The 26,166-nt window shown below is 43.9% G+C and carries 20 protein-coding genes; 11 read left to right on the top strand and 9 right to left on the bottom strand.

Going from position 1 to position 26,166, the window contains the following annotated elements; all coding sequences use genetic code 11:
- Positions 1 to 7: 7 nt before the first annotated feature.
- On the bottom strand, positions 8 to 1,105 hold the full coding sequence (locus H9W84_RS05345; protein WP_239743679.1) for a 3-deoxy-7-phosphoheptulonate synthase: 1,098 nt from the start codon (positions 1,103 to 1,105) through the stop codon (positions 8 to 10).
- Between the two features lie 309 nt (positions 1,106 to 1,414).
- On the opposite strand from H9W84_RS05345, the gene lpxB reads away from it, so the two are divergent.
- Positions 1,415 to 2,803, top strand: a complete 1,389-nt coding sequence (gene lpxB, locus H9W84_RS05350) for a lipid-A-disaccharide synthase (protein WP_239742178.1) — start codon at positions 1,415 to 1,417, stop codon at positions 2,801 to 2,803.
- 59 nt (positions 2,804 to 2,862) lie between these two features.
- On the opposite strand, the gene H9W84_RS05355 is transcribed toward lpxB, so the two are convergent.
- Together H9W84_RS05355 and purD are read right to left on the bottom strand one after the other, a co-directional pair.
- Entirely contained in the window at positions 2,863 to 4,278 is a 1,416-nt protein-coding gene (locus H9W84_RS05355) for an ABC1 kinase family protein (protein WP_239742180.1), read from the bottom strand.
- A 173-nt stretch (positions 4,279 to 4,451) separates the two neighbouring features.
- Positions 4,452 to 5,756: a phosphoribosylamine--glycine ligase gene (gene purD / locus H9W84_RS05360; protein ID WP_239742183.1), complete on the bottom strand. Its 1,305-nt coding sequence runs from the start codon at positions 5,754 to 5,756 to the stop codon at positions 4,452 to 4,454.
- 68 nt (positions 5,757 to 5,824) lie between these two features.
- Between purD and H9W84_RS05365 the strand changes: the two genes are divergently transcribed.
- Complete coding sequence (locus H9W84_RS05365) at positions 5,825 to 6,547, top strand: ribonuclease HII (RefSeq protein ID WP_239742185.1); 723 nt, start codon at positions 5,825 to 5,827, stop codon at positions 6,545 to 6,547.
- 213 nt (positions 6,548 to 6,760) lie between these two features.
- On the opposite strand, the gene H9W84_RS05370 is transcribed toward H9W84_RS05365, so the two are convergent.
- Positions 6,761 to 7,216: a DIP1984 family protein gene (locus tag H9W84_RS05370; RefSeq protein ID WP_065252602.1), complete on the bottom strand. Its 456-nt coding sequence runs from the start codon at positions 7,214 to 7,216 to the stop codon at positions 6,761 to 6,763.
- Positions 7,217 to 7,238: 22 nt separating this feature from the next.
- Positions 7,239 to 8,111, bottom strand: coding sequence for a glycerophosphodiester phosphodiesterase (locus tag H9W84_RS05375; RefSeq protein WP_239742187.1), 873 nt, complete (start codon positions 8,109 to 8,111; stop codon positions 7,239 to 7,241).
- Positions 8,112 to 8,259: 148 nt separating this feature from the next.
- On the opposite strand from H9W84_RS05375, the gene H9W84_RS05380 reads away from it, so the two are divergent.
- The 3 genes from H9W84_RS05380 (at position 8,260) to pgeF (ending at position 11,593) form a co-directional block, all read left to right on the top strand.
- Positions 8,260 to 9,297: a hypothetical protein gene (locus H9W84_RS05380; RefSeq protein WP_239742188.1), complete on the top strand. Its 1,038-nt coding sequence runs from the start codon at positions 8,260 to 8,262 to the stop codon at positions 9,295 to 9,297.
- Between the two features lie 141 nt (positions 9,298 to 9,438).
- A complete protein-coding gene (gene prpF / locus H9W84_RS05385) occupies positions 9,439 to 10,620 on the top strand; it encodes a 2-methylaconitate cis-trans isomerase PrpF (protein WP_239742190.1) in 1,182 nt (393 codons plus the stop codon).
- 82 nt (positions 10,621 to 10,702) lie between these two features.
- Positions 10,703 to 11,593 (top strand): peptidoglycan editing factor PgeF, encoded by an 891-nt coding sequence (gene pgeF, locus H9W84_RS05390; RefSeq protein WP_239742192.1) that lies wholly within the window; start codon positions 10,703 to 10,705, stop codon positions 11,591 to 11,593.
- A gap of 57 nt (positions 11,594 to 11,650) precedes the next feature.
- Here pgeF and H9W84_RS05395 read toward each other — a convergent pair whose 3' ends face one another.
- Entirely contained in the window at positions 11,651 to 13,303 is a 1,653-nt protein-coding gene (locus H9W84_RS05395; RefSeq protein WP_239742193.1) for a peptidylprolyl isomerase, read from the bottom strand.
- A gap of 249 nt (positions 13,304 to 13,552) precedes the next feature.
- The gene (gene lptD, locus H9W84_RS05400; RefSeq protein WP_239742195.1) at positions 13,553 to 16,492 is read right to left on the bottom strand and encodes an LPS assembly protein LptD; all 2,940 of its coding nucleotides are present in this window, start codon (positions 16,490 to 16,492) and stop codon (positions 13,553 to 13,555) included.
- A gap of 165 nt (positions 16,493 to 16,657) precedes the next feature.
- On the opposite strand from lptD, the gene H9W84_RS05405 reads away from it, so the two are divergent.
- From H9W84_RS05405 to H9W84_RS05420, 4 genes are all read left to right on the top strand, one after another.
- The gene (locus H9W84_RS05405) at positions 16,658 to 17,815 is read left to right on the top strand and encodes an aminoglycoside phosphotransferase family protein (protein ID WP_239742197.1); all 1,158 of its coding nucleotides are present in this window, start codon (positions 16,658 to 16,660) and stop codon (positions 17,813 to 17,815) included.
- Between the two features lie 6 nt (positions 17,816 to 17,821).
- Complete coding sequence (gene murU, locus H9W84_RS05410; RefSeq protein ID WP_239742199.1) at positions 17,822 to 18,520, top strand: N-acetylmuramate alpha-1-phosphate uridylyltransferase MurU; 699 nt, start codon at positions 17,822 to 17,824, stop codon at positions 18,518 to 18,520.
- A gap of 190 nt (positions 18,521 to 18,710) precedes the next feature.
- On the top strand, positions 18,711 to 20,708 hold the full coding sequence (gene tkt, locus H9W84_RS05415) for a transketolase (RefSeq protein ID WP_099833937.1): 1,998 nt from the start codon (positions 18,711 to 18,713) through the stop codon (positions 20,706 to 20,708).
- Between the two features lie 8 nt (positions 20,709 to 20,716).
- Positions 20,717 to 21,439: a phosphoribosyltransferase gene (locus H9W84_RS05420; protein WP_239742201.1), complete on the top strand. Its 723-nt coding sequence runs from the start codon at positions 20,717 to 20,719 to the stop codon at positions 21,437 to 21,439.
- A gap of 38 nt (positions 21,440 to 21,477) precedes the next feature.
- On the opposite strand, the gene H9W84_RS05425 is transcribed toward H9W84_RS05420, so the two are convergent.
- A complete protein-coding gene (locus tag H9W84_RS05425; protein WP_239742204.1) occupies positions 21,478 to 22,263 on the bottom strand; it encodes a UDP-2,3-diacylglucosamine diphosphatase in 786 nt (261 codons plus the stop codon).
- Between the two features lie 9 nt (positions 22,264 to 22,272).
- Positions 22,273 to 22,782 (bottom strand): peptidylprolyl isomerase, encoded by a 510-nt coding sequence (locus H9W84_RS05430; protein WP_036593522.1) that lies wholly within the window; start codon positions 22,780 to 22,782, stop codon positions 22,273 to 22,275.
- Between the two features lie 212 nt (positions 22,783 to 22,994).
- Here H9W84_RS05430 and H9W84_RS05435 point away from each other — a divergent pair, with 212 nt between their 5' ends.
- Together H9W84_RS05435 and H9W84_RS05440 are read left to right on the top strand one after the other, a co-directional pair.
- The gene (locus H9W84_RS05435; RefSeq protein ID WP_239742206.1) at positions 22,995 to 24,746 is read left to right on the top strand and encodes a glutamine--tRNA ligase/YqeY domain fusion protein; all 1,752 of its coding nucleotides are present in this window, start codon (positions 22,995 to 22,997) and stop codon (positions 24,744 to 24,746) included.
- Positions 24,747 to 25,102: 356 nt separating this feature from the next.
- Positions 25,103 to 26,137 carry a D-alanyl-D-alanine carboxypeptidase family protein gene (locus H9W84_RS05440; protein ID WP_239742208.1) on the top strand — a complete coding sequence of 345 codons (1,035 nt, stop codon included), beginning with the start codon at positions 25,103 to 25,105 and terminating at the stop codon, positions 26,135 to 26,137.
- The last annotated feature ends 29 nt before the right edge of the window (positions 26,138 to 26,166 follow it).

Below are 26,166 nucleotides of genomic sequence, written 5' to 3' on the forward strand. Positions count from 1 at the left end.
ATAACAGTTACTCATTCAACTCGCGAGTGGGTAATACATCTTTAATGGCATCACGTAAATCATGCATCGCTTTGACCGTGGTATCCCAATCGATACAGCCATCGGTAATAGACTTGCCATATTCAAGCTGGGTCAAATCCGCGGTCAAATCTTGACGACCGCCTTTAAGATGACTTTCAACCATCATCCCAATAATCGAGCGATTACCGTGTTTGATTTGCTCAGCGATATTTTGAATGACCATCGGTTGTAGGTAAGGGTCTTTATTTGAATTGGCATGGCTTGAGTCAATCATGATTTTGCCTGAGACTTTACCTTTAGCAAGTTCATTTTCTGCTTGGGCAACGGCAGTGGCATCATAGTTGGGTTTGCCATTACCGCCGCGAAGCACCACATGACCGTATGGATTACCTTTTGATTGGATGATAGACACCAGACCATCGGCAGATAGACCTAAAAAGCTATGACCAGATTTGACCGCTTGCATGGCATTGACAGCTACTGTCATACCGCCGTCTGTACCGTTCTTAAAGCCAACTGGACAAGACAGACCTGAAGACATCTCACGGTGAGTTTGACTCTCAGTAGTACGTGCGCCGATGGCTGACCAACTAATTAAATCTTGGATATACTGCGGTGTATTAGGATCAAGCGCTTCGGTTGCACAAGGTAAGCCTTTTTCATTCAAATCAAGCAGCAGTTTGCGCGCAACACGCAAGCCCTTATTGATATCAAAGCTATCATTCATGTCTGGGTCATTGATTAAGCCTTTCCAGCCCACTGTGGTACGAGGTTTTTCAAAGTACACACGCATCACCACATAAATACTGTCTTCAATTTCTTTGGATAAAGCCAACAGTTTATCGGCGTATTCATGGGCAGCGTTAACGTCATGAATCGAGCAGGGGCCAATCACCATCAATAAACGTTTGTCTTTACCGTCTAAAATATTACGCACGGTTTCGCGACCTTTGGTCACCGTCTCGATAGCTTTGGGGCTTAGTGGTAGTTCGTTTTTTAATTCCGCAGGCGTCACTAGCGGTAAAATTGCTTCAATATTCACATTATCTACATCAGCGATATCAGTTTTGGCAAAAGTTGTCATAATTCTCACAGGCTGTTGGCAAAAATTTAAAAAATCACTATAAACCAAAAAATTTATAATGTCATTACTTGAGTCAGTAGGAAAGCCTACTTTTAGTTTGGCAGTTGATAAAATCTGTTTGGTCAAAGTTTTTTTGGATGCTTGGGTAATCTGCATATCCTATAGCGACAGTATAACAGTTATTGTATCAGCATACTAGTACAAAATAACAAATAACTGTCATTTAAATTTTTTGATGGTTTTACTTTTCATCTGTTTACCCCTAAAATATTTTTTTAAAATGATAACCAAACAAGGCTGTTTAATCTCATGTACGCTAACGCCCCTGCACAAACCATTTCAGACCTTGCTGCAAACGCAACACTCGCAACCGATATTGTTAACCCAAGCACAGCCAGCTTTTATAACGTCAGCGAAGCGAGCTTTTCTAAGCTAAATGAAGAGAGCTTGCCACAGAACGTGGCTAAAACCAAATTTCAGCCGATTGTCATTGGTATCGTAGCAGGCGAGGTCTCAGGCGATGCGCTGGGGGCAGACTTCATGCGCCAGATGAATAATTTGCGTGATGACATTGTGTGGGTGGGCGTGGGTGGTGCACAGATGCAAGCGCAGGGGCTTAACTCAGTGATTGAGATGTCTCGTTTGTCGGTGATGGGCTTGGTGGAAGTGGTTAAGCATTTGCCAGATTTATTTAAAGCACGCGATGAGATTTTGGCGGCGTTTAAACAAAATGCAATCGATATTTTTGTCGGCATTGATGCGCCTGATTTTAATTTACGATTGGGGGAGCGGTTAAAATCAGCCGGTATTTATTGTGTGCAATATGTCAGCCCATCGATATGGGCATGGCGGGAAGGGCGAATTGAGAAAATCAAACGAGCCACCAATTTGGTGCTGTGTTTGTTTCCGTTTGAGTTGTCTGTCTATCAAAAACATGATCATCCTGCCGTGTGTGTCGGGCATTCACTTCTCAAGACCATTGATGACAATTTGCTTACAACCCCCATGGACGAGCTGCGCCGTGAGTTGATTTGGGATAATGCCACCTATCATCAGTTTTTTGTCAAAATGGGCGAGATGGAGATGACTCATCTTATTGCAGTGATGCCAGGCTCAAGACGCAGTGAAATCGATGCGATTTTTCCAAAAATGCTCAAAGCCATTCATCAACTGTTGATTATGGATGATAAGCTATGCTTTATCGTACCAACGGTCAACGAGCATCTACTGACTATCGTAGAGCAATATCTGGAAGCCCAGTCAGCGCAGGTGCGCCATCATGTCACAGTGAGCTGTGATGAAACACAAGCGGATTTTAGCCAACGGGTGATGGCGGCGTCAGATTTGGTGCTGCTCGCATCGGGTACCGCCACGCTTGAAGCCATGCTACTGGGTAAACCGATGGTGGTGGTATATTCACTCAATAAAATGACCTTTTGGCTGGCAAAACGCCTAGTCAAAGTGCCGTATGTAGCACTGCCTAATATTTTGGCAGGTCGAGAAATCGTACCAGAATTGCTACAAGAAGACGCCAACCCAGACAATATTTGCCGTGTGGTACAGCAATCATTAAAAGTTAAAAACTATAACGAGCAGCTGCGAGATTTGCGGCAAACGTCAGAATGGCTGCGTGAGCAAAGCAACATCGACCCCGCCAATGCGGTGATTGACAATTGGCTGACGTGGAAAAAACAGTAAAAATCTCAGGCAAAATTTGACGCTTTATCAAGTTGGGCGCGGTGATAATGATGGCAAACTTACGTCCAATCTTCTGAGGTGAATGTTGCCATCAAATCATGCGCTTTGGTTCTTGCATCAAGCACAGTCATAAAGGTATAAGCGCCGATGAATTTACGGCTAATAAACATCAGCTCTTTAGGCGGCACGCTAAAGGATTTTGAGGTCGCTGATTTGCTGGCAAGCTTAATGACACGGTTATGTAAATCACTTTTTGCCCAAATATAATTGCCATGTACATCAAGTACATGGGGTGGAATCGTCGGATTATGACTTGGCAAACTAAAGGGTTCACTGGCAAGCAAACATAGCTCTACCATATCATTTTTCACCGAATCACTAAGATTAGCAAAGAATTCAAAATGCTTGCCTGCTTGATCAATCGCTTGGCGCATTTTGCTACGGTCGTGAAAAAAGCCTGCCAACAGCAAATTACGGGCGATGAGTAGCAGATTGTCATCAAACTGACGAATGGCGCCAAAGTCCAATAACACCAATTGGTCAAGCTGTGTATCAGGCTGCTGTGCAAGGCGAATCAGATAGTTGCCAAAATTGGGGTCGGTCTGCATATCGCCCCATTCAAAAATCTCACGCAGCATAATTTCAATCGAAGCCTGCCCAATCGCATTCCGTCTTTCTTGTGGCAGCGCAAATACTTGCTCATTCAAAATCGACACGCCATCTTCATAGGTCATACATAGCAGCCGATCGGTGCTATAAGCTTTGAAGATGCGCGGCACCACATAGCGACTATCCCCAACAAAACGTTGAAAAAATAGCTCAGTGGTATCTGCCTCTAGGAGGTAGTTGACTTCATGATGCAGCAGGTCACGAATTTCTTCAAACCAATCATCGAGTTGGCGCGTTTGCGGGACAACATTGGTGACTCTAAGCAGTTGGCGGAACAAATCCAAGTCACTGTCTACGGCATCAGCGATATTGGGATATTGCACCTTAAATACCACTTGTTCGCCCGTGGCTTTATGAACTGCTCTATGCACTTGCGAAAGTGAAGCGGTGCCAATTGGGATATGGTCGATATCAAACTCATGGATGGTATCGCCCAATTCTTTTTGCAGTGCTGATTCGATAATTGACCATGAAAAAGCAGTCGTCTGACTGTTCAATGTCTGTAAGGCTTCTGTGATTTCGGGGGGCAAAAAATGCTCGCCGTACAGGGCTAACATTTGACCGATTTTGACCACCGAGCCTTTGAGTTTACCCAGCTCATCCACCAAATATTGGGCTTGCTCGCGCATAAAAGCTTGTTTTTGTACCGCTTTTTCTTCTTTTGACTTAAATAATCCAAAGGCGCTATTGGTCGCCCATCGTCTGCCGATATTGAGCGATGCTTTGGCAATCGATAACCGACGGTCAAGCGCCGAGGTTTTGAGCTGTTCAAGCGGTTGGTTATCGTGATTTTGCGGATTTGCCATACAAGGTGCCTAATGTTTTTGAAAGAAAAAGCCAAATAAAAAGCAAATCATTTTAACACATGATTTGCTTTGATTGTTGTTACCGATTTTTAATAAAGTGGATTAAGACTTGCCGTAACCACTTGGCGTAAGACAGTGGCTAGATGTCTAAATGCCATCTTATTGGTTGTTGGTTATTTGGCGCTAGATTGAATAGCGCGCCAACCGATATCACGGCGATAGTGCATACCATCGAAGCTAATAGCGCCACAAACTGCTAAGGCTTTGGTTTGGGCATCCAAAATATTATCACCGAGCGCCGTCACGCAAACCACACGACCGCCATTGGTGATAATCTCACCATTGTCAAACGCTTTGGTGCCAGCATGGAACACTTTGACATCCATATCCGTTTGCGCATACTGAGACTCAAGCGTTGGTAACCCATGGATGACATCGCCGTTGCTCGCGCTTTCTGGATAGCCTTTGCTAGCCAGTACCACACCCAAGGCAGGACGCTCATCCCACTCGGTTTGTTTGGGAAGATTGCCATCCAACCCTAATGCTATCAAATCGACCATTGAGCCTTTTAGGCGCATCATAATGGGCTGTGTTTCTGGGTCGCCAAAACGGCAGTTAAACTCAATCACATAGGGGTCATTGTGGTCATCAATCATCAAGCCTGCGTACAAAAATCCTGTATAAGGCGTGCCATTGGCGTTCATGGCATCGACCACTGGCTGAATCACACGCGCAATCACCTTGTCATGTACTTGCTGTGTCACCACGGGGGCAGGTGAGTAAGCCCCCATACCGCCTGTATTAAGACCGCTATCACCTTCGCCAATACGTTTGTGATCTTGGCTGGTTGCCATCGGTAAAATATGGTTGCCATCTATCATACAGATGAAGCTGGCTTCTTCGCCTTGCAAGAACTGCTCAATCACCACACGGCTGCCCGCATCACCAAATTTGTTGCCCGATAACATATCATTGATGGCATCAACGGCTTCTTGTTCGCTCATCGCCACAATCACGCCTTTACCTGCGGCTAAACCATCGGCTTTAATGACAATCGGCGCGCCTTCGGCTTTCACATAAGCAATCGCTTGCTCGGCATCGCTAAAAGTTTGGTATTTGGCGGTAGGAATATGGTGTTTTATCATAAAATCTTTGGCAAAGGCTTTTGACCCCTCAAGCTGCGCGCAATACGCCGTGGGTCCCCAAGTTTTGATACCTGCTTTTGTTAAGTCATCGACCATACCTGCCACAAGTGGTGCTTCAGGACCAACCAGCACAAAGGCAATGTCATTGTCTTGGCAAAATTGAATCACCGCCGCATGGTCTTTAACGTTTAAATCGACATTTTGTAGTTTGTGTTCAAGCGCTGTGCCTGCATTGCCGTTGGCAACAAAAACTGTGCTAACTTTGCTATCTTTGGCGCATTGCCATGCCAATGCGTGCTCACGTCCACCTGTGCCAATTACTAAAATATTCATATTGTTTCCTTAAAAATGTAAAATAGCCGTATGGCAGCCATTGTAACAAATTTTGGGATCTAAATTAAATGACAAAGCATTTTATTATTGGCGTAGATGAAGTCGGGCGAGGGCCGTTATTGGGCGATGTGGTGGTTTGTGCGCTCATCTTCGATAAGGCAATTTTATCTGTCAAAGAAGATAGCCTCAGCACTGATTTACCCACGGCTGATAGTGTGAGTATTAGCCACACTCATCCGCTAAGTGCGCTAACTGACTCCAAAAAACTGTCAGAAAAAAAACGAGAAGCGTTATTTTCCTTGATTGAACAAACGGCGAGTGCGCATCAAGTTGTCAAAATTTCTGCCAGTCTAATAGACCAGCTCAACATCTTACAAGCGACATTGCTAGGGATGAAACAAGCAGTGGCAGGCGTGATGGCGCAAATGTTAGCGCAATACCCAACGGCGACCTTTAGTGTCATGGTGGATGGCAATAAACTGCCCGTGTTGTTTGATTTGCCCAATTATCAGCAAATTACCCATGAGCAAGCGATTGTGAAAGGGGACGGCAAACATGCGTGTATCAGTGGCGCCAGTGTGATTGCCAAAGTGACGCGTGACCGAGACATGGTGGCGTTGTCAAAGTTATATCCTGATTATGGCATTGAGCAGCATAAAGGCTATCCCACCGCCGCCCATATCCAAGCGATACAACATTACGGCATTTTGCCCATGCACCGCAAAAGTTTTGCCCCCATCAAACAGAGGATTTTAGACAAAAAAGGTGAACATACAGTCAATATCCGGTAGTAATGAGTGCAGGTCTAAAGTCGCCTTTTGGGCGAGTTTAACTAGTAAAGTGTGCTGAGCATGACGAGTAAAAAGATGGTCTTGCTCGCAGACCTGCAAGCTGTGCCCGATTTGTTTTCAACCTCTCGGTGGACAGCGCGCCAAACAAGGTCTGATAGTCGCCCTGTATGTTCAAATCCATCATAGCAAATTGTAGGCTTTTTTCAAACTAGCTTATACTAAATCAATCTGCCAATTAGCGGCTTGCAATTGGATATTTAAGTTTCTGAGTTTGACCGCTATGTCATCTGCTTGTTTTTGCAGTCTGACCGGTTCAATCACTTTTTGCCATTTAATTTCTCGATAGCTATAGCGATCGCCTTCCGTCTTAGCATTATCAATCGCAGTTTGCAGCAGGCGATGGCGTTCGGCAAGTTCATCACGCTTGACTAAAGTGCTGAGCATGGTTGAACCGTCGGGCATGACAGCGATGGCATTGGTGCGATGGATATGGTCTATTAACGCATACAGCTCGCTCATGACTTGATTGGCTTGTAGCAGCAGTTCATTCGGGTTTTCACTTGGGGTGTCGCCGTCTTGGACTTTGACGTTTTCAGCAATGCGCGATTTCAAGCTGGCGAGCTTTTTTTGCATATCGGCACGTCGTAACAAAGCTTCTGCAAGTTTCATGGTTATCTCCTTATTGGTCAATTTAAACGTTAAGCTCATATAATTGGGTTAAAAATTGGGTAGGATAATCTGTAATCACACAATCGACGCCCATCCCAATCAAGCGTTTTGCCACCTCAACTTCATTCACCGTCCAAGCGGTGACTGTTAAGCCATAAATTTTGGCAATTTCCAACAGGGTTGGGGTGATAAGCGGATAATAAATGCCCACTTGGCTACAGCCTAAAGCACAAGCGCGATTAAAGGTTTGCAATATTAAGTTTTTACCCGCTGCATCAGGCGTCGGCAAAAAAGCAATTTGGCTTGCCATCATGGTTTCGGGTTCAAGTATTTTAGGCTCAAGTAATAATCCTGTCGGAAAGTGAAAGTTTAAAAATTGCTGTTGGCTTTGAATTTGGTACAAAATATCGGTATCAAAACTGGTCAAAGTGACGGGTAAAGCTTGCCATACCTCTTGTGATAATAGCCTAAGCAGATTTTTAACCAACGAAGCTGGCTGGGTTTTAGCATGGGTTTTGATTTCCAGTTCAATATGGCGAAAGTGTTGCAAATAGGGTGGTAAATCGTCTAGCAACAATACATGATGTTTTAAAAACCCTAGTTCAAAACGTTGGGAAAAACGCCCATAGTCCGATTGCACAATGGATTCTAATTCCGCCCATGTTTTATCAGCAATCCACGATTGTTGTCTTGCAAGCCGATTTAAGGTTTCGTCATGTACTACCACAAATTTGCCATCGGCGGTCATTTGAACGTCAAATTCAACCCCATCAAGCTGCTTACCATGTTTTTGTAATTGCTGCACGTAGGAAAATCCGTCTTGACAGTTCTCTAGCATTTCAGCCCGCGCAGCACGATGACCGAGTAAATAATACGTTTGATTTGGATGGCGCATACCATGGCTCGCAATAGACAATAAAATTTTATGACTACTAAAAATTATTACAACTAAATTTTATTATAAATAATAGTGAACAACTACCCAATTTGCAAAACTTTGCTTTATAATGGCATGGTAATAAATTCTGCGTGAAAGGTGCCTTATGTCTATGATTTTCCCACAAAATACGTTGTCAAAAAAAATGCTTACGCCGTTATTGATGGCGTGTTTTGCCTTAACCGTCGTGGGATGTAGTCGCAATGAGCAAAAAGACGAGCAAACTGGCAGTGCTGCAAGCAGTGAGCAAAAGCCAATTGAAACGTCTGATATTGCCTGTAACAATGAGAAGGCAACCAGTGCTATTCACAGTTATCTGGCCAATCGCATCGACCAGCAAGCCAAAAAGCAGTCTGACATCATTCAGCAGCAAGCAGGTACGATTGTTGATATGACTATCTTGCAAAATGGCTTGTCGCAAGTGGCAATCAACCTAGAAGGCGTGAATGGTAGCAATGGTAAATGCCAAGCGACGGTGTCATTTAATATGCCTCAAGCGCAGCTCGATAACGCGGATAAAATTTATACCCGTCTAAAAATGCCAGCCGCCGCCGAGCAAATCACGTCGCGTGGTTATCAACTACAAAATAGCACGTTGGTGGCAAACAATGTTGGGTTTGGTCTATCAGCCAGTGGCACCAATTACCAAGTCAATAGCACCACAGGCGACGATGTGATTGGGCTAGTCGGTGAGATTATGGCAAATTCGGCATTAGCGCAAACGCTGACCCAGCCATCTAATACGCCCTTAGCCGGTTCTTCGGCAGGCGCCATACCCGTTGTACCAACAGTGACTAGCAAACCCAGTGTCGCTGCCAACAACAGCCAAAATTCAACGACCAAACCTGTCAAAAAACAAACCACAGAAGAACCAAAAACAGACAGTGAAAAAAACGACAGCGAAAAAACCAAGACTGACGTGACCACCACATCAGACAAGAAAAACACAGCATCAGATAGCGCGGATAAAAAATCGGTAAAAAAATCTGAGTCAACCACCGCAAATGCTGATAGCAAATCAACCGCTACTAAGTCAGCGGCTAGCACAAGTACAGACAAATCGACCAAGTCAGTATCGCATGAAAAAGTCCCAACCGACACCAATGTCAAATTAACCATTGAAGAAAAAAACGAGCAATACTAACGTAAACCACTGTTAGATGATGTGTTTAACGTATATCACCCAGTCATCAATTTGTTTTAGCATGTTTTGATGTAGTAATGTGACTAAACATAAAACAAATTGATGCGTCAATTCTCTGCCTGCCACCATAAGGATATGAACATGGCTCATTTTGCCTCACAAATCGCTGTTAAAGCTACCTATATGCGCGGTGGTACGTCAAAAGGTACTTTTTTCAAGCTTGATGACTTACCTGAACGCTGCCAAACCCCAGGGCAAGCCCGAGATAATTTTTTACTGAGAGTGGTTGGTAGTCCAGATCCGTATGGTAAGCAAATTGACGGTTTGGGAAATGGCTCATCATCAACCTCCAAAGTGGTGATTTTGTCAAAAACAGACGTTGCCGATCATGATGTGAATTATTTATTCGGTCAGGTCGCTATTGATAAAGCGATGATTGATTGGTCAGGTAACTGTGGCAACTTAACCGCGGCGGTCGGTTCATTTGCGATTGCCAATGGGTTGGTGGATGCCAGTAAAGTGCCCCAAAATGGCATTTGTGAAGTGCGAATTTGGCAGCAAAATATCAGCAAAACCATCATCGCGCATGTACCTATGACCGATGGTCAAGTGCAAGAAACGGGCGATTTTGAGCTAGATGGTGTGACTTTTCCAGCAGCCGAAGTCAAAATTGAATTTATCGACCCTGTGGATAGCGATGGCGATATGTTCCCGACGGGCAACTTGATTGACAAACTTAAAGTACCTGAAATCGGTGAATTTGACGTCACGATGATCAATGCAGGTATCCCAACGATTTTTTTAAATGCCAAAGACTTGGGTTTTACGGGTGCGGAGCTGCAAAAAGACATCAACAGTAACCAAGAAATTTTGGCGAAGCTTGAAAAAATCCGTGCCCATGGCGCAGTTAAAATGGGACTGATTGCAGAGTTAACAGAAGCTCAAACCCGTCAGCATACCCCAAAAATTGCTTGGGTTGCGCCACCCGCCGATTATACCGCCTCTAGTGGCAAAGCAGTCAAGGCAGGCGATATTGATTTGCTTGCCCGCGCGATGAGCATGGGTCAACTGCACCATGCCATGATGGGTACAGCCTCGGTTGCGATTGGCACCGCAGCGACCATTAAAGGTACGCTAGTCAATCAAGCGGCAGGTGGCAAAGCCTTGTCTGAAGTACGCTTTGGTCACCCATCAGGCACGCTACTGGTCGGGGGTGAGTCCTCGAAAGTAGATGGCAAATGGCAAGCCAAAAAAGTGTCTATGAGTCGCTCAGCGCGACGTCTGATGGTGGGTGAGGTGTATGTGCCTGGCGATGCGTTTTAATCAATAAATCATTCACAAGCCAACTAATAGCCCAATACCCAAGAGCCTAATACCTAAGTCCCCAATACCTAAGAGCCCAATAATGACAGATAAGCACTCACACTGGATTGAACTGACGCACGCACCTAGCCAAGGGGTAACCGTGGTTCAAACCCTATCTGGCTGTGAGTCTATGCCAACCAAGTCAAACAATGATGCAGTGGGGCAGTCTAGTTTGAATGCTATGTACGGTCAATTCAATCTAGGCTTGCATGTAGGGGATGATAGCATGCAGGTGCATCAAAATCGTGCGCACTTGCTGCAATCCTTGCAACAATATCATCCCACATTAAACAGCATTCATTGGCTTAATCAAATTCATGGTAATGACGTTTATCAGGTTACTGATAAAATTGCTACCGCAGTGATATCTGCCGATGCGCATATCACGCGTTTGCCTAACGTTGCCTTAGCGATTATGACAGCAGATTGTGTACCCGTCATGATAGCCACCGATGCAGCAGATGATAACAAACTGATTGCGGCAATTCACGCTGGCTGGCAAGGTCTTAGTAAAAATATTATTGCAAAAACAGTGCAAAAAATGGTACACCAGTTTGATTTTGCAGCGGGGGACAATGCGACTGCCGAAATGCACAAGGTCACTCGTGGGTGGCACGCTTGGATAGGCGCTAGCATCGCACAATCGAGCTATGAAGTGGACAGTCGTGTCAAAGATGCCGTGTTATCAGTGTTAAACGTATCTGAGGCTGTCGCTACCCAGTTGTTTCAGCCAAATGCTGATAAGGTCGGTCATTATTTTGCCGATTTGCCTGCAATAGCGGAATTACAGCTCAAGGCTTGTGGTATTTATCAGGTGCATAAAAGTGGTTTAGATAGCCATGGTGATGCACGATTTTATTCATATCGTCGGCAAACCCAGCATCAATTGCCTGCAACAGGTAGAATGGCAACACTGATTTTTATGGACTAATTTAATTATAAAAAAAGGCAGTATGTTAATCCTACTGCCTTTTTTGTGAAAGCTAAATTATTGCATGATTTTTACATAAGCCTGCGCTCTTAATTCTTGCATCCAATCATCTAGCGCTTGCGGTGCCATACGTTGGTATAGGATTTCACGCGCCATGTTTTTACGATAGACATCACTCACATCTTTTTGGCGTTTTTCATCGACTTTAACAATATGCCAGCCAAATTGTGTTTGGAATGGCACAGAATAGTCATTTACCGACGTTTTTTTCATCATTGCTTCAAAGCTTGGTACCATATCACCTTCACTGACCCAGCCCAAATCGCCGCCGTTACTGGCACTTCCTGGGTCTTTTGAGTAGGTGCTTGCTAAGGTAGCGAAGTCCTCACCTTGACGCAGTTTTTCATAGATAGTGTCGATCTGCTGTTTCGCCATGTCAGCCGGTAGGGCAGTCGATGGGCTGATTAAAATATGGCGGGTATGCCATTGATCGATGATTTTTTGTTGACCGCCGCGTTTATCGACCAGTTTAATCACGTTATAACCTTCTGCCGTGGCAATGGGGTTGGTGACTTGCCCGACTTCAAGGGCGGTGATGTTTTTTGACAATTCTGTCGGTAACTCTGCCGCGACGTGGTAGCCCATATCGCCCCCTTGAATTTGCGCGTTATAGTTGGTTTGCGCGTCAGTCATGATTTGCTCAATATTGGCATTCTCAGCTTGCAAGTTTTTGGCAATTTGGGTGGCTACGGTCAGCGCTTGTTTTTTTTGTTTGTCGCTGGTTTTACCTGCGGCATCGGCTACAAAAGGCACGCGAATATGTAAGGTGCGATATTGTGATTTTTCTAAAGCGTTGCTCTCTGGTGATTTTAAGAAGTTGTTAATATCTTGATCTGAGATTTTAATGCGGCTGGCAAGTTGTTGCTGCTGCAAAGTTTGTATCGCCAAGTCTTCACTGACTTTTTGACGCAATGCTTGGTAACTACCTACGCGCTGGGCGTCAAGTTTTTGTTGGAATTCGGCAAGGCTTGCGACCCCATTTTGTTGTGCTAAATTGGTCAACGCAGCATTCACTGCATTCTCTTCAGCCTGCAGTCCTTGGCGTTTGATGATGTCAAGTTGGATTTGCTTAGTAATTAGCTGATCCAATACTTGCGGATAAAGTTGCTGTGCGGGTGGTACAGGTTTGTTTTGCGCTTGAAGCTGTGCAGAAGCTTGAGCAACCGCGCGATCTAACTGGCTGCGTAAAATAGGGGTGTCGTTGACAATAGCAATCACGCCATCAATGACCTGATCTTGCGAGCTGTTAGTGACGACAGGCGCTGGCTCAACCAATGAGTTGGCGACCTCTGATGCTACGGGCGCAGTTTGGGAGATAGCTTTTGCTGTTTTTTGAGTGGTAGGTTTTGAGCCGCTGGCTTTAGTGTCAGCTTTGACTGATTTGGCAGCGTTGGTGGTTTTGTTTGCTGTCACAGCTTTGGTTGATTTGCTTGTGGTTTGCGCTGCAGGTTTGGTGCTAGATTTTTTGCTAGATTCCACCGTCGTTTTGCTGCTGGTTGTGTTGGTTTTAGTGGTTACCGCTGTTGCAGTCACGGCTTGCGCGCTCAATGTTGGCATAACCAATAGGGCGCCATATATCAAAGCGCTAGTGAGAGCAGATAGGGTGTTACGGTGAAAACTGGGTAAATTATGCATGACGGCATGGTTCATGACATGTATCCTTAAAATAAAAACCAAAAAATAAAAAAAGTAAATTCGATCATTCAGAAATCGTGGCAAAACCATTTAGCTTAAATGACGGGTCTTTGACCAAGTGGCTTGGAGGTTGCTAAATGATATTGCTAAGTGATGTTGTAAAGCTTGGGTCATTTTATACAATAATATTTGCTGGTGTATGTCTATATCATAATAAATCCTAAAAAACCTCAAGTTTTAGGCAGTTTTTTGCGTAAAAGGCGTTTAGTATTTAGGGTCATAACCCAATACCCGATTACGCATCAAGCTAGCCAGTCGACCGTCACCTTTGTTGGATAATCCATTTAAGCTAATTTCTGCCATGATAGCGTGGTCAGCACTGTCTTTATCACTTAATTCATCATAATAACGGCGAGCATAAATCGATAAGCCATAACAACAGCTATCATAAGTAAAGCCCGCTAACACATCACTAAAACGACTCTTCTCATTATCGTATTGCACAGCCCCTAAAAACTGCCAATTATCATTAATAGGTAAAACAGCAGAGCCGGTGAAAGCAGAGAGGGCTTTTTGTCCAAATCTACTCTCATTGCGTTTGATATACCCTAAGTTATAAAGGCTATTGTAAGTTGGCGCATAACGAAATTGGGTGTTGATATAGTTTAAATCAGCGTTGTCATCAACCGAGCCATCTAAATCCACCCAAAAATCTTGACGCGGTTGGGTGCTTACTTCAAAGACGGTACCGGTATTGTCAATTTTTAACCCATCATCGGTATTGTCAAGATGTACCCGAATATCACTAAAATAAATTTGTTTGCCCACGCTGGCATCCAAGCGAGTCAAACCATTGCCATCAATATAGCGATAATTTAATGAAGGGGTTAAATGGTTGTTGTCGGGCAGGCGATCATATCCCAAAAACCATGAATCTTCATACAATTGCGAAAAATTGAGCGATGCCAAACGGGTATTGAAGTTGGGTACGTCAGTCTGGTCTTTATAGGGCGAGTACACATATTTTAGGCGCGGGCTTAATAACTGATAGCCGCCCAAGGATTCATCAAATTTACCAAATGGGGTGCCTGCTTTAAAGAAATTTAAGCCACTGTCAATACTAAACTGCGGTACAAAAATAGATTGGCTTTTGCTATTTTTATCCAGTCCATTGGCGTTGGCTGATTCTTGGTCAAATTGGGTATAAAGGTGCTGTAAACTCACTGACGGCGTCACATATCCCCAAGTTCGCGTCATTGGATAGGCAGCAGTGAGTTTGTTATACAGTCTGCCACCGCTTTGCTCAGGTGCAGAACCATCATCGATTGGGCGTTTAAAATAGGCAAAATCGCTGATACCCGTCAAATCAAATTGGGTCACCCAAGGTACACGATATTTGACCGATAACTGCGGCAGACGGTCATACGGTTTATCTTTGTCCAAGATTTTGTCTGAATTGGTTAAATTACGATCCAGTGTTTGAAAGGTTTCAATCTTGGCAAGCGCAGTCAAATAGTCATTGTAATAATTGGCTTGAATGCGGCGCGGTAAATTTAATTGAACGGTTTCGTCACCCAAGGTCTCAAAATCGTTTAAGAATTTAGGATCTGAGACATACTGATAGAGCGCATCAATGGACAGGTTAGGGATATCTTTTGACTGCCAATGATGATTATAGTAAAAGCGCTTACGGTCTTCATCATCATATTGTTTGTCGTTGGGCAGATAAGAGCCTGTCAAGCTACCATAACCAAATTTTTCTGTCAGATAGCGGAACTCACCTGTCAACATCGGATTGCGATCAGTAAAAATGGTTGGCGTGACAGTGGCATCGTAATTTGGCGCTAGATTAAAGTAATAAGGTAACTGTACATTAAAACTCCCTTCCGTACTAAAGCCACCGCGTGGTAACAAAAAACCACTGGTGCGGCGATCGTCAATCGGAAAGTTGAAATACGGTAGGTACAATACTGGGGTGTTTTTGACTTTTAACGTGGCATTATAGGCTTCACCGCGACCCGTGTCGGTATTGATATCGATGTTTTTGGCATTGATTTGCCAAGTCGGATTGTCAGGCGCGCAGGTAGTAAACATGACATCGTCAATTTCAACACGGCTTTCATCGACTTTATTAAGCCGTTTGGCATAACCATACGCTTGTAGCGGTACGCTGGCAAACGCCACATCTTTGGCGGTTGCTTTGCTGCTATCCGTTTGATACGCCAGTTCGTCGGCAACGGTAATCAGCCCCCCTTTTGGGCTATCTTTAAGGCTTACACGTGGATTGCCGTCTGTCGATTGGGTGCTTTGCGCGGCATCCACCAACAAAACATTACCTTGAGCGGCCGCAATGCCATCTTGCACGTTAACGACCACTTTATCGGCAGAGATTTGCTGACGACCTTGGTTGATTTGCACATCGCCTGACAATTCAGCGTAGTTTTCATTGTCGTAATAGCCATAGTTAGACGACGCATAAATTGGGAAGCTGCTATTGGGCTGATCGGTACCGGCTGCCGCTAATGCCTGTTGTTGATAGATGGTCGAAGTGGGATATACCCAGTTGCCATGGCACATGGCATCTTTTCGGGTCCCTGCTTTTGATTGCGTGTTTGCTTGAGCACCTGACTGTTGACTATCAGGCGCGAGCGGGTTCAGTAAATTTGGATTAGAATTTGGATTAGCAACCGTGGCGCTAGTATCGTCCGTGGTTTGCGGGGTTTTGGGTTGATAAAAGGTTTTGAGCTTTTCTAGACTGGCTTGCTGCTGTTGATTTGGGGTAAAGTTGGGACGAGTACGCGCAGAGTTTGGTTTGATATCAGGCGCGCTAATCGGTGTGATGCCTTGATTGGTGGTTACATCGACAGTAGTAACCCTGTCTGCTGTGGTGGCGATACTACTATCGGTATCGGGCGTTGCAGCTGAGGTATCAAGGTTTTGTTTTTCAATACTCTGTGATTCAGTGCTTTGTGCTGTCGCTGCATCAGTCGATTCCGTAACGGCGGTTGTCGGCAACACCGCAAGTGCTGATGCTGAATACAAAGTAGTGAACATCGCGCCAAGCGTCATCGCTAAAACATTGGTATGTCGATAAATTTGGTGTAATGATTGATACAGGCGTGTAGGCTGGGTTGGCAAAGACGAATGTGAAGTTAAACGATTAGAAGTTGACGAAATAGGCGACAATTTCACAGATTTTTTCATTAGACATTTACCAAAGACGCAATATAAAAACCTTCACATCATATCACTAGCGTCATCAATATACTATTGCAAAAGATGTTTAAAATTGCAAACATGATAGACGCCACTTGAGAGATACGCAGATTTTCGGTAGCATAACTTATTTTTATTGAGTAAGCCCACCTTATGAACCATCCCGCCGCACAACTTGCTAACCAAGACCCTTGCGATAGCACAGCTTCGCCATCAAATACCGAGCCACTTGAACAAAAATCACTTGAACGACAATCACTTAAGCAACAGCCACTTAAGCAACAGTCACGGGAACAACAGCTGCACACTTGGTTAACCCAAGTTTTTCCAAATCAATCATTGCAGCATGAAAAAATACCTGGTGATGCCAGCTTTCGCAGCTATCATCGCTTAACCGTCGACAATCAACACTATATCGTGATGGATGCGCCGCCAGAAAAAGAATCGGTGAAAGAATTTATCGCCGTGGACAACTTAATGGCAGGTCATGTGCATGTGCCAAAAATGATTGCCACGGATGAACAGCAAGGTTTTATCGTCCTTGAGGATTTGGGAAATACGGATTTTGCCGATGTCATTGCCAAGGATTTAACGGATGCAGGCGAGCTGGCAAAAACTGCGCGCTATTATCAGCAGGCAATGCAGGAAATTTTGGCGATTCAAAAAATTGACATCAATGACGCCAAAGCCGTTATCCCAAGTTACGACGATGCCTTGCTGCGCCGAGAAATGGGCTTGTTTAGCGAGTGGTTTTTACCCTATATCGGCGTGACGATGACGCCAGACTTAGAGACGCTGTGGCTAGATTTGCAGTCTGATATTATCCAGCAAGTCATCGCGCAGCCTCAAGTGGTGGTGCACCGTGATTTTCACAGCCGTAATTTGATGGTATTAAATCACAGCGATGAGTTGGGCGTGATTGATTTTCAAGATGCTGTCATCGGTGCCTACACCTATGATTTGGCGTCTTTATTGCGAGATGCCTATATCAATTATGATGAAAACTGGGTGAACACGCATCTGGCTCATTATTATCAATTGGCGCAAATTGACAAAAGCTTGGCAGAGTTTACCGTGGATTTTAATATCATGAGTATGCAGCGTCATCTCAAGGTATTAGGTATTTTTGTACGTTTGTTTGAGCGAGATGGCAAAGACCGTTATTTGGTAAACCTTCCCAAAGTTTTCAATGATTTATTAACTTGTTTAAAAGCTATCAGCCAATGGGATGAGCGTCCTACTTTTGATAAGTTTGCTGATTGGATGACCGCCGTCGTTGAACCTGCTTTTCATCAAAAAATCCAAGGATAAAACCCCATGTCAACCACCATCACCCAAGCCATGATTTTATCCGCGGGTAAAGGCACCCGGCTGCGCCCTTTAACCTTGACCACGCCAAAGCCACTTGTCGAAGTCGGCGGGCAACCGCTTATCGTGTGGCATATCAAAGCACTCAAACAAGCAGGTATCACCGATATCACCATCAATGTGTCATGGCTTGCTGATAAACTGCTCAATGCAATCGGGGATGGCAGTCAATTCGGTGTCACCATTCATTGGTCGATTGAGCCAGAAGAACCGCTTGAGACAGCAGGTGGTATCAAGATGGCTTTGGCTACCGGAAAATTAAAAGACCAGCCATTTATTTTGGTCAATGGGGATGTGTGGACGCCTTTTGATTTTGCTCAACTAAGCCAGCTTCAGTTAAACGATTCGCAGGCTTATTTGCTACTCACCGACCAAGCGACGCACAACCCAACTGGCGATTTTGCCTTAGAAAATGGCAAGGTCAAGGTAGAAGGCACGCCAAAATATACTTTTGCAGGGATTAGTGTGATGTCACCAAGATTATTGGATACGGTCAAGGTAGGTGAAACTGCGCCGCTTGCGCCACTACTCAAACAAGCCATGCAAGCAGGTTTGGTAATTGGCGATTTGCTGAGCGATGCGTGGGTCGATGTAGGCACGCTTGAGCGTTTAGAAAATTTGAACCAAAAATTGTCGGCTAAAAAGTGATTTGACAGAAAATTGCATCTTTTGCCATTTTGCTTTTATTTGAAAGCCGAGCAAACTAAACGGTTAAAGCTAAAAAAATGACCCAAAACTGTGATAAAATTTGTCACAGTTTTATTTTTAGCATGTTACATACGACAAAATTTAATTCTGCAATTAATTCTGTAACTAATTCTGTAATATAGGAAAGCCAATGACCACCCCAATTTCTGAACGTCGTCTTGCCAACGCCATCCGTACCCTAGCTTTTGAAGCGGTGCAAAAAGCCAATTCTGGACATCCAGGCGCGCCGATGGGCATGGCAGATATCGCTGAAGTGTTATGGCGTAAGTTTTTAAAGCACAATCCAACCGACCCAAATTGGCTAAATCGCGACCGTTTTGTGCTATCAAATGGTCATGGCTCAATGTTGCAGTACGCTTTGCTGCACTTGACAGGGTATGACGTTAGCATTGAGGATATCAAAAATTTCCGCCAATTGCACTCTAAAACCCCCGGTCACCCTGAATATGGCTATACCGCAGGTGTGGAAACTACCACAGGTCCGTTGGGTCAAGGGATTGCCAACGCCGTAGGTTTTGCGATTGCAGAAAAAACCCTAGCCGCACAATTTAACCGAGATGGTCACCAAGTCATCGACCACCAAACCTATTGCTTTTTAGGTGATGGTTGTTTGATGGAAGGTATTAGCCATGAAGTTTGCTCATTAGCCGGTACGCTGCAACTGGGCAAATTGGTTGTGTATTATGATGACAATGGTATTTCGATTGATGGTGACGTTGAAGGCTGGTTCTCAGATGACACCCAAAAACGTTTTGAAGCTTATGGCTGGCAAGTGCAAAAAGTTGACGGTCACGATACCGATGCCATCACCCAAGCGACCCAAAATGCTATAGCTGAAAAAAATAAACCCTCACTCATCATTTGTAAAACCGTGATTGGCGCAGGTTCGCCCAACAAGCAAGGCTTGGAGGCCTCACATGGCGCACCTCTTGGTGCGGATGAAATTTTGCTCACCCGTCAAGCCCTCAAGTGGGATCACGAAGCGTTTGAACTGCCAGACGATATTTATGAAGGGTGGGACTGTACAGTTAAAGGTCAAGCGCTACAACAATCATGGGAAAGTGAGTTTGATGCTTATAAAGACGCTTACCCAGAGCTTGCCAGTGAATTACTTCGCCGTGTGAATGGTGACTTGCCAGCAAATTTTGAGACACAAGCACAGGAATTTATCAAGGCTTGTCAAGATAACCCAGAAAACATTGCAACGCGTAAAGCCAGCCAAAATTCAATCAATGCCTTACAGCCATTATTACCAGAGCTACTGGGCGGTTCTGCTGACTTGGCAGGGTCAAATCTGACTTGGTTTAAAAATGCCAAAGCGCTCGAAGATGATGCGGCAGGCAACTATATTCACTACGGTGTGCGTGAATTTGGTATGACGGCGATTGCCAATGGTATAGCCTTATATGGCGGCTTTATTCCGTATGTGGCAACGTTCTTGATGTTTATGGAATATGCACGCAATGCAGTGCGTATGTCAGCCTTGATGAAACAACGCGTCATTAATGTCTATACTCACGACTCAATCGGTCTGGGTGAAGATGGACCTACTCACCAACCTGTCGAGCAGTTATCAAGTCTGCGTGCCACCCCAAACCTACATACTTGGCGCCCGTGTGATACGGTTGAGTCAGCCGTGGCATGGGTAGAAGCGTTGAAAGCAAAATCAACGCCATCTGCGCTGATTTTTAGCCGTCAAAACCTACCGCACCAAGCGCGAGATATCGAGCAAGTAGCCAATATTGCCAAAGGTGGCTATGTGCTAGCCAAAGAACAAGGTGAGCTACGTGCCATCATCATCGCCACAGGTTCAGAGATTGAGCTTGCAATGAATGCTTATACTGAGTTGACTGCCGAAGGTTTGGGCGTGCGCGTCGTATCAATGCCCTGTGCTGAAGTGTTTGCCAAACAAGAAATCAACTACCGTGACAGCGTGTTGCCACCGCAAGTGCGTGCCCGTGTGGCGGTTGAAGCCAGTCATATCGATTATTGGTACAAGTTTGTAGGGCTTGATGGTAAAGTCGTGGGTATGACCACCTTTGGTGAGTCTGCCCCTGCCAAAGACTTGTTCCCATACTTTAACATCACCACTGATGCGGTCATTCAAGCCGTGAAAGCGGTTGTTTAAGCAATATCATGGATAGTATATATGCTAAAAGAACAACTTGGGTGGATTTTCCACCCATTTTGGTGTTATATGCTTTAAATACATTGAAAAACCTCGATGAAGACCTGTATATACAAGCTAAATCGGGTAATGAATTATCCGCTATTAAACTCTTAACTCAATTGATGACACAAAAGGATATAGCAAGTATCAAGCATTGCTTACAAGGAAAATCTCCTATTATCGCTCCTGTATTAGCGATAGAATTTTTGGGAAATAATAGACTTCCAATGGTATTTGGTCAAATTCTTGCCAATGAGTTAAATCTGCCCATCACCTTTGACATCGTACAAGCTGTAAAAGCGAACCATACTAAGGCTAGTGCTTATGAGCGAATCGTCAGACAAGCTATTTTTACTGGCGAAGTTGAACGTGGTCGAGAATACTTAATCGTTGATGATACAGTGGCGATGGGTGGTACATTAGCAGGACTTAAAGGCTATATAGAAACAATGGGCGGTAAGGTAATTCAAGCAATTGTATTAACTGGCTATCAATTACCTTTTTTTGATATTGTTCCAACCCAAAAAATGATACAATTAATTCAGCTTAAACATCCTGATTTAGCTCAATGGTGGCAAAATGAATTTCACTTTCCTCTCGAATACCTCACAAGCGGTGAACTCGGGCATTTCAAAAAACCAAAATCACTTGACGAAATCAGAAATAGACTCATTGAAGCAGGACTTTAAAAGAGCCTCTATTAATAGTCAAAAAATTTTAAAGATGACTAAAGTGGTAATAAGATAATCGAGGTTTCATCAATAAGACAAATTTCAGCAAGTACCTGATTATCTCTAATCCGCCAATCGCCGAGCACTAACCGTTGTTTATCGCCAATTTGATGAAGAGCAGGGCGGTGAGTATGCCCATGCATCAGTATATCGGCTTTTTGCAAGGCTTGTTTGACGGCGTGTTCATTGACATCCATGATTTGCAGGGATTTTTTGGCATTATCAGTTTTGCTTTTTTGGCGTAAATCTTGCGCGATTTGTTGGCGTTTTTTGATGGGTAGCGCGAGCAAAATTTTTTTACTGATAGGATGTTGGATGATTTTGCGAAAGCGTTGGTAACCTTTATCATCGCTGCACAGCGCATCGCCATGTTCTAGGCGAACTTTTTTGCCATTTAATGTCAAATAAAACGGCTCAAAAATCAATTGCCCGCCAAACTTGTTGCAAAATTGCTGCCCAAGCAGAAAATCCCGATTACCATGCATGACAAAAATCTGGCAATTTTTATCGGATAATGTTTTGAGCTTTTCTATAATCGGTTGAAGCGCATCTGTTAAGGTGTCTGTATCGGCAACATCATCCCCTAGCCAAGCTTCAAACCAATCACCCAGAATAAAAAACTGTTTTAGGTTAGGCAGTAAAGCCAGTTTATCCAAAAAATCTAAAAAAGCCTGCCCTAAAGGATTAGTGGCAGGCTCATTCATACTCAAATGTAAGTCACTGATAAGCACTTGTGCAATGGCTGAGGGATTATCGGTGACCAAATCTGCAAAACTTTGCATACAAAAAAATTATTTCTCAATTACTTTTGCATGGGTGATCACCACAGGCGTGGTTGGTACATCAGCGTGGAAACCGTATTTACCAGTCGGCACACCTTTAATTTTATTGACAATGTCCATGCCTTCAGTCACTTTACCAAACACGGCATAACCCCAGCCTTGTGGGTTTTTGCCAGAAAAGTTTAGGAAACTATTGTCTTTTACATTGATAAAAAATTGCGCAGTCGCTGAATGTGGGTCAGAAGTACGAGCCATCGCAATCGTGCCGACTTCATTTTTTAAACCATTATCCGCTTCGTTTTGGATTGGGGCATTGGTAGATTTTTCTTTCATGTTGGCGTCCATACCACCACCTTGAATCATAAAACCGTCAATGACGCGGTGAAAAATCGTGCCATCATAATGACCTGATTTGACGTATTCTAAGAAGTTTGCCACGGTGTTGGGGGCTTTTTCTTGATTGAGTTCGATAACGATGTTACCCATGGTGGTTTCTAATTCTACGTATGGCATATCCATTGTGTGCTCCTAATGGTTTTTATGGTTAAAAAAACGTATCTTGCAATTGTTGTGGCTATCCTAGCGATTTTCAATCAAAAAGTCAGTATTTAGTTTGCAAAGTTGGCAAAATTAAATGTTTCAATTAAATTCATTTAAGTTTTTTCAATGTCAAAAAACTGCTAGAATGGCAGATTAGTTCACCATTTTTGTAATAGGTAAGGGGCAACCAAATGACGGCGACGACCGACAAAAATACAAAAACCGACGATACAGCAACCAATAGTGAAAAAAATGACTTTATCCGTGCGATCGTACGCGATGACCTTGCTTCGCAAAAATATAGCCAGATTGTGACCCGTTTTCCACCTGAGCCCAATGGCTACTTACATTTGGGTCATGTCAAATCTATTTGTCTCAACTTTGGGCTTGCCAAGGAGTTTGCAGGGCTGTGTAACCTACGGTTTGATGACACCAATCCTGATGCTGAAGATCAGGAGTTTGTCGATAATATCAAAGATGATGTCAAATGGCTCGGGTTTTATTGGGCAGGCGAGGCGCGCTATGCGTCTAGTTATTTTGGTCAATTGTATGATTGGGCGGTGAAATTAATCAAACAAGGCGATGCCTATGTTGATTTGCAAAGTCCTGAAGATATTCGTGAAAACCGCGGTAATTTTGGTCAAGCAGGTAAAAATTCACCTTACCGTGATGCCAGTGTTGAAGAGAATTTGCAACGCTTTGACGATATGAAATCAGGCAAATATGGCAACGGTGAAGCGGTGCTTCGTGCCAAAATCGACATGGCAAGCCCCAATATGAATATGCGCGATCCAATTTTGTATCGTGTCATGCACCAAGCGCATCACCAAACAGGCGATGATTGGTGTATTTATCCCATGTACGATTATGCTCACCCGTTGTCAGATGCCATCGAAGGTATTACCCATTCGATTTGCACCCTAGAATTTGAAGACCACCGTCCGTTTTATGATTGGGTGGTAGATAAAGTGGGCTTTGAGAAAGAACCACACCAATATGAATTTGCCCGCCTAAACGTAAACCATATTTTGACCAGTAAACGCAAACTCAAAAAACTGGTCGAAGATGACTTGGTGAGCGGGTGGGACGATCCTCGTATGCCGACAATTGCCGGTATGCGCCGCCGTGGTTATACCCCTGAAGGCTTGCGAGATTTTTGTGACCGTGTAGGCGTCAGCAAGTCAGACGGCGTGGTGGATTTTGGCTTACTGGAATTTAGTATCCGTAACTCATTAGAGCATGTGAATCGTGCCATGGCGGTACTAAGCCCACTAAAAGTGACCATTACCAATTTTGATGAAGCCGTCGCCAATGTTGAAACACTCAAAAAAGACAGTGTAAAAACTAAACTCGACAATGGTGTTTTATGGTTGACCCAGCCTAAAAATAGCCATGATGACAGCCAAGGTACGCGTGACATTCCTTTTACTAAAGAAATTTATATTGATAAAGGGGATTTTGAAATCACGCCACCTGAAGGCTATAAACGTTTATCACCGCAAAACCCAGAAATCCGCTTACGCAATAGTTATGTGTTAAAGATTGAGGAGCACATCACCGATGACAATGGTGAAGTGGTGGGGTTAACAGCGACTATTGACCCAAAAACGTTGGGCAACAATCCAGAAGGACGTAAGGTTAAAGGTGTGATCCATTGGGTGTCAGCCAGTCTAGGTGTACCCGCGAAGGTACGTCTGTATGAGCAGCTGTTTACCCAAGAAGACCCTGCCAAAATTGACATCAATAATTTAGCTGAAGAGATTAACCCTAACTCGCTACGTGAAGTAGATGCCATTGTCGAGCCTTCTTTATCACAAGTCAATGCAGGCGAGCGTTTCCAATTTGAACGCGAAGGGTTTTTTGTGGCAGATAGTAAAGATTATTCACCAGAGCATTTGGTGTTTAACCGTATTGTGACCCTAAAAGACAGTTTCAAACCATAAATCATCTTTAACCTATTCATCAGCTGGCATAGCAATATGTCAGCTTTTTTTGTAAAAGGATATCTTAACCTATTGTTACTTATGGTTTTATTATTGTATTAGCTAGACTGTTTTGTTATTTTTTTACATGCGTAATATTTGTATTGTGCTAAACTACTGATCGTAAATTTAAGTCAGTCTTGCGTAATCAATCCGTTATTCTTGTTAGATTTTGTAACTTTTAATGGCTTGATTTTAATGGCTATTAGGCTTAAGGTATCGTTGTTGATCTGTTTTTCGTAAATGTATTGGTAGTTTTGGTAACTGTATGCTTTATCCAACAGCAAGTTAACCATGATTTGATTGAGAGTGTTGAAATGAAAACATTGTTAAAGAAAACGTTGTTAGGTGCTGTCATTGCACTGGTTGGCGTACAAAGTAATGCTGAATTAAATATGCAGACAGGTAGCCAAGCTAAGGTGAGTTGGGGTGGGCAGGGTAGCTTAGATAAAGCCCGTGCTATTATGTATAACAGCACGCCACAGACGACAAGTTTTAATAGCGGTAATTATAATAACTATAACAATGCATACAGTGAGGATGATGGCTACAATCCAGCGTGGTCTCAAGATAGCACACGGGCTTCGGGTAGCTATTTTGCCAATTCCAAAGGCGCTTTGGTAGTGGATGCGTTAACAGGCAATACTATTTATGAAAAAAATGCTGATATCGCCCGTCCGATTGCCTCAATCAGTAAATTGATGACGGCTGTGGTGGTAGCGGAATCAGGCGCTAACATGAGCGAAACATTGACGATTAGTCCCTTAGATTTCAAAACCCCAAAACAATCGGGTAGTGACCGTCTAAAAGTTGGCGATCAGCTTAATCGTGCTGAAATGCTGTTGATGATGATGATGAAATCAGAAAATCCCGCGGCTAAAGCATTAGCACGTACTGACCCTATGGGCTATGACAATTTTATCAGCCGTATGAATCAAAAAGCGCGTGAATTGGGGATGACGCAAACCCGTTATTATGACCCATCGGGTTTGGATTCTCGGAATGTGGCATCACCGCGTGATTTGGCAATTTTGGCGCGCTATGCTTATAAGCATAATTTAATTAGCCAGTTTAGTACCACGCCTAGCCGCCAATTTTGGGTAAATAATATCAATTCAGGTTACCGCACGGTTGCGGCGCGCAGTACCAATTACATGGTACGCGATGGTTTATACAATATTGGCCTATCAAAAACAGGGTATATTCGTGAAGCCGGCAACTGTGTTTTGTTTGAAACCAATGTCGGTAATCGTCCAGCCATCGTAGTTTTATTGGGCGCCAATGACTCAAAAACCCGTTGGAACGATGCAGAAAATATTATTGCTAACTTAAGCATGCGCCGATTCACCTAATCAATTCGCAATTTACTGACTAATTTTTT

The sequence above is a fragment of the Moraxella tetraodonis genome (assembly GCF_022359095.1).
In the GTDB taxonomy this organism is placed as follows: Bacteria; Pseudomonadota; Gammaproteobacteria; order Pseudomonadales; family Moraxellaceae; genus Faucicola; species Faucicola tetraodonis.

Bases quoted from the DNA above. Each gene is read 5' to 3' on its own strand.
- H9W84_RS05345 (WP_239743679.1), bottom strand. From the start codon at position 1,105: ATGACAACTTTTGCCAAAACTGATATCGCTGATGTAGATAATGTGAAT.
- lpxB (WP_239742178.1), top strand. From the start codon at position 1,415: ATGTACGCTAACGCCCCTGCACAAACCATTTCAGACCTTGCTGCAAAC.
- H9W84_RS05355 (WP_239742180.1), bottom strand. From the start codon at position 4,278: ATGGCAAATCCGCAAAATCACGATAACCAACCGCTTGAACAGCTCAAA.
- purD (WP_239742183.1), bottom strand. From the start codon at position 5,756: ATGAATATTTTAGTAATTGGCACAGGTGGACGTGAGCACGCATTGGCA.
- H9W84_RS05365 (WP_239742185.1), top strand. From the start codon at position 5,825: ATGACAAAGCATTTTATTATTGGCGTAGATGAAGTCGGGCGAGGGCCG.
- H9W84_RS05370 (WP_065252602.1), bottom strand. From the start codon at position 7,216: ATGAAACTTGCAGAAGCTTTGTTACGACGTGCCGATATGCAAAAAAAG.
- H9W84_RS05375 (WP_239742187.1), bottom strand. From the start codon at position 8,111: ATGCGCCATCCAAATCAAACGTATTATTTACTCGGTCATCGTGCTGCG.
- H9W84_RS05380 (WP_239742188.1), top strand. From the start codon at position 8,260: ATGTCTATGATTTTCCCACAAAATACGTTGTCAAAAAAAATGCTTACG.
- prpF (WP_239742190.1), top strand. From the start codon at position 9,439: ATGGCTCATTTTGCCTCACAAATCGCTGTTAAAGCTACCTATATGCGC.
- pgeF (WP_239742192.1), top strand. From the start codon at position 10,703: ATGACAGATAAGCACTCACACTGGATTGAACTGACGCACGCACCTAGC.
- H9W84_RS05395 (WP_239742193.1), bottom strand. From the start codon at position 13,303: ATGAACCATGCCGTCATGCATAATTTACCCAGTTTTCACCGTAACACC.
- lptD (WP_239742195.1), bottom strand. From the start codon at position 16,492: ATGAAAAAATCTGTGAAATTGTCGCCTATTTCGTCAACTTCTAATCGT.
- H9W84_RS05405 (WP_239742197.1), top strand. From the start codon at position 16,658: ATGAACCATCCCGCCGCACAACTTGCTAACCAAGACCCTTGCGATAGC.
- murU (WP_239742199.1), top strand. From the start codon at position 17,822: ATGTCAACCACCATCACCCAAGCCATGATTTTATCCGCGGGTAAAGGC.
- tkt (WP_099833937.1), top strand. From the start codon at position 18,711: ATGACCACCCCAATTTCTGAACGTCGTCTTGCCAACGCCATCCGTACC.
- H9W84_RS05420 (WP_239742201.1), top strand. From the start codon at position 20,717: ATGGATAGTATATATGCTAAAAGAACAACTTGGGTGGATTTTCCACCC.
- H9W84_RS05425 (WP_239742204.1), bottom strand. From the start codon at position 22,263: ATGCAAAGTTTTGCAGATTTGGTCACCGATAATCCCTCAGCCATTGCA.
- H9W84_RS05430 (WP_036593522.1), bottom strand. From the start codon at position 22,782: ATGGATATGCCATACGTAGAATTAGAAACCACCATGGGTAACATCGTT.
- H9W84_RS05435 (WP_239742206.1), top strand. From the start codon at position 22,995: ATGACGGCGACGACCGACAAAAATACAAAAACCGACGATACAGCAACC.
- H9W84_RS05440 (WP_239742208.1), top strand. From the start codon at position 25,103: ATGAAAACATTGTTAAAGAAAACGTTGTTAGGTGCTGTCATTGCACTG.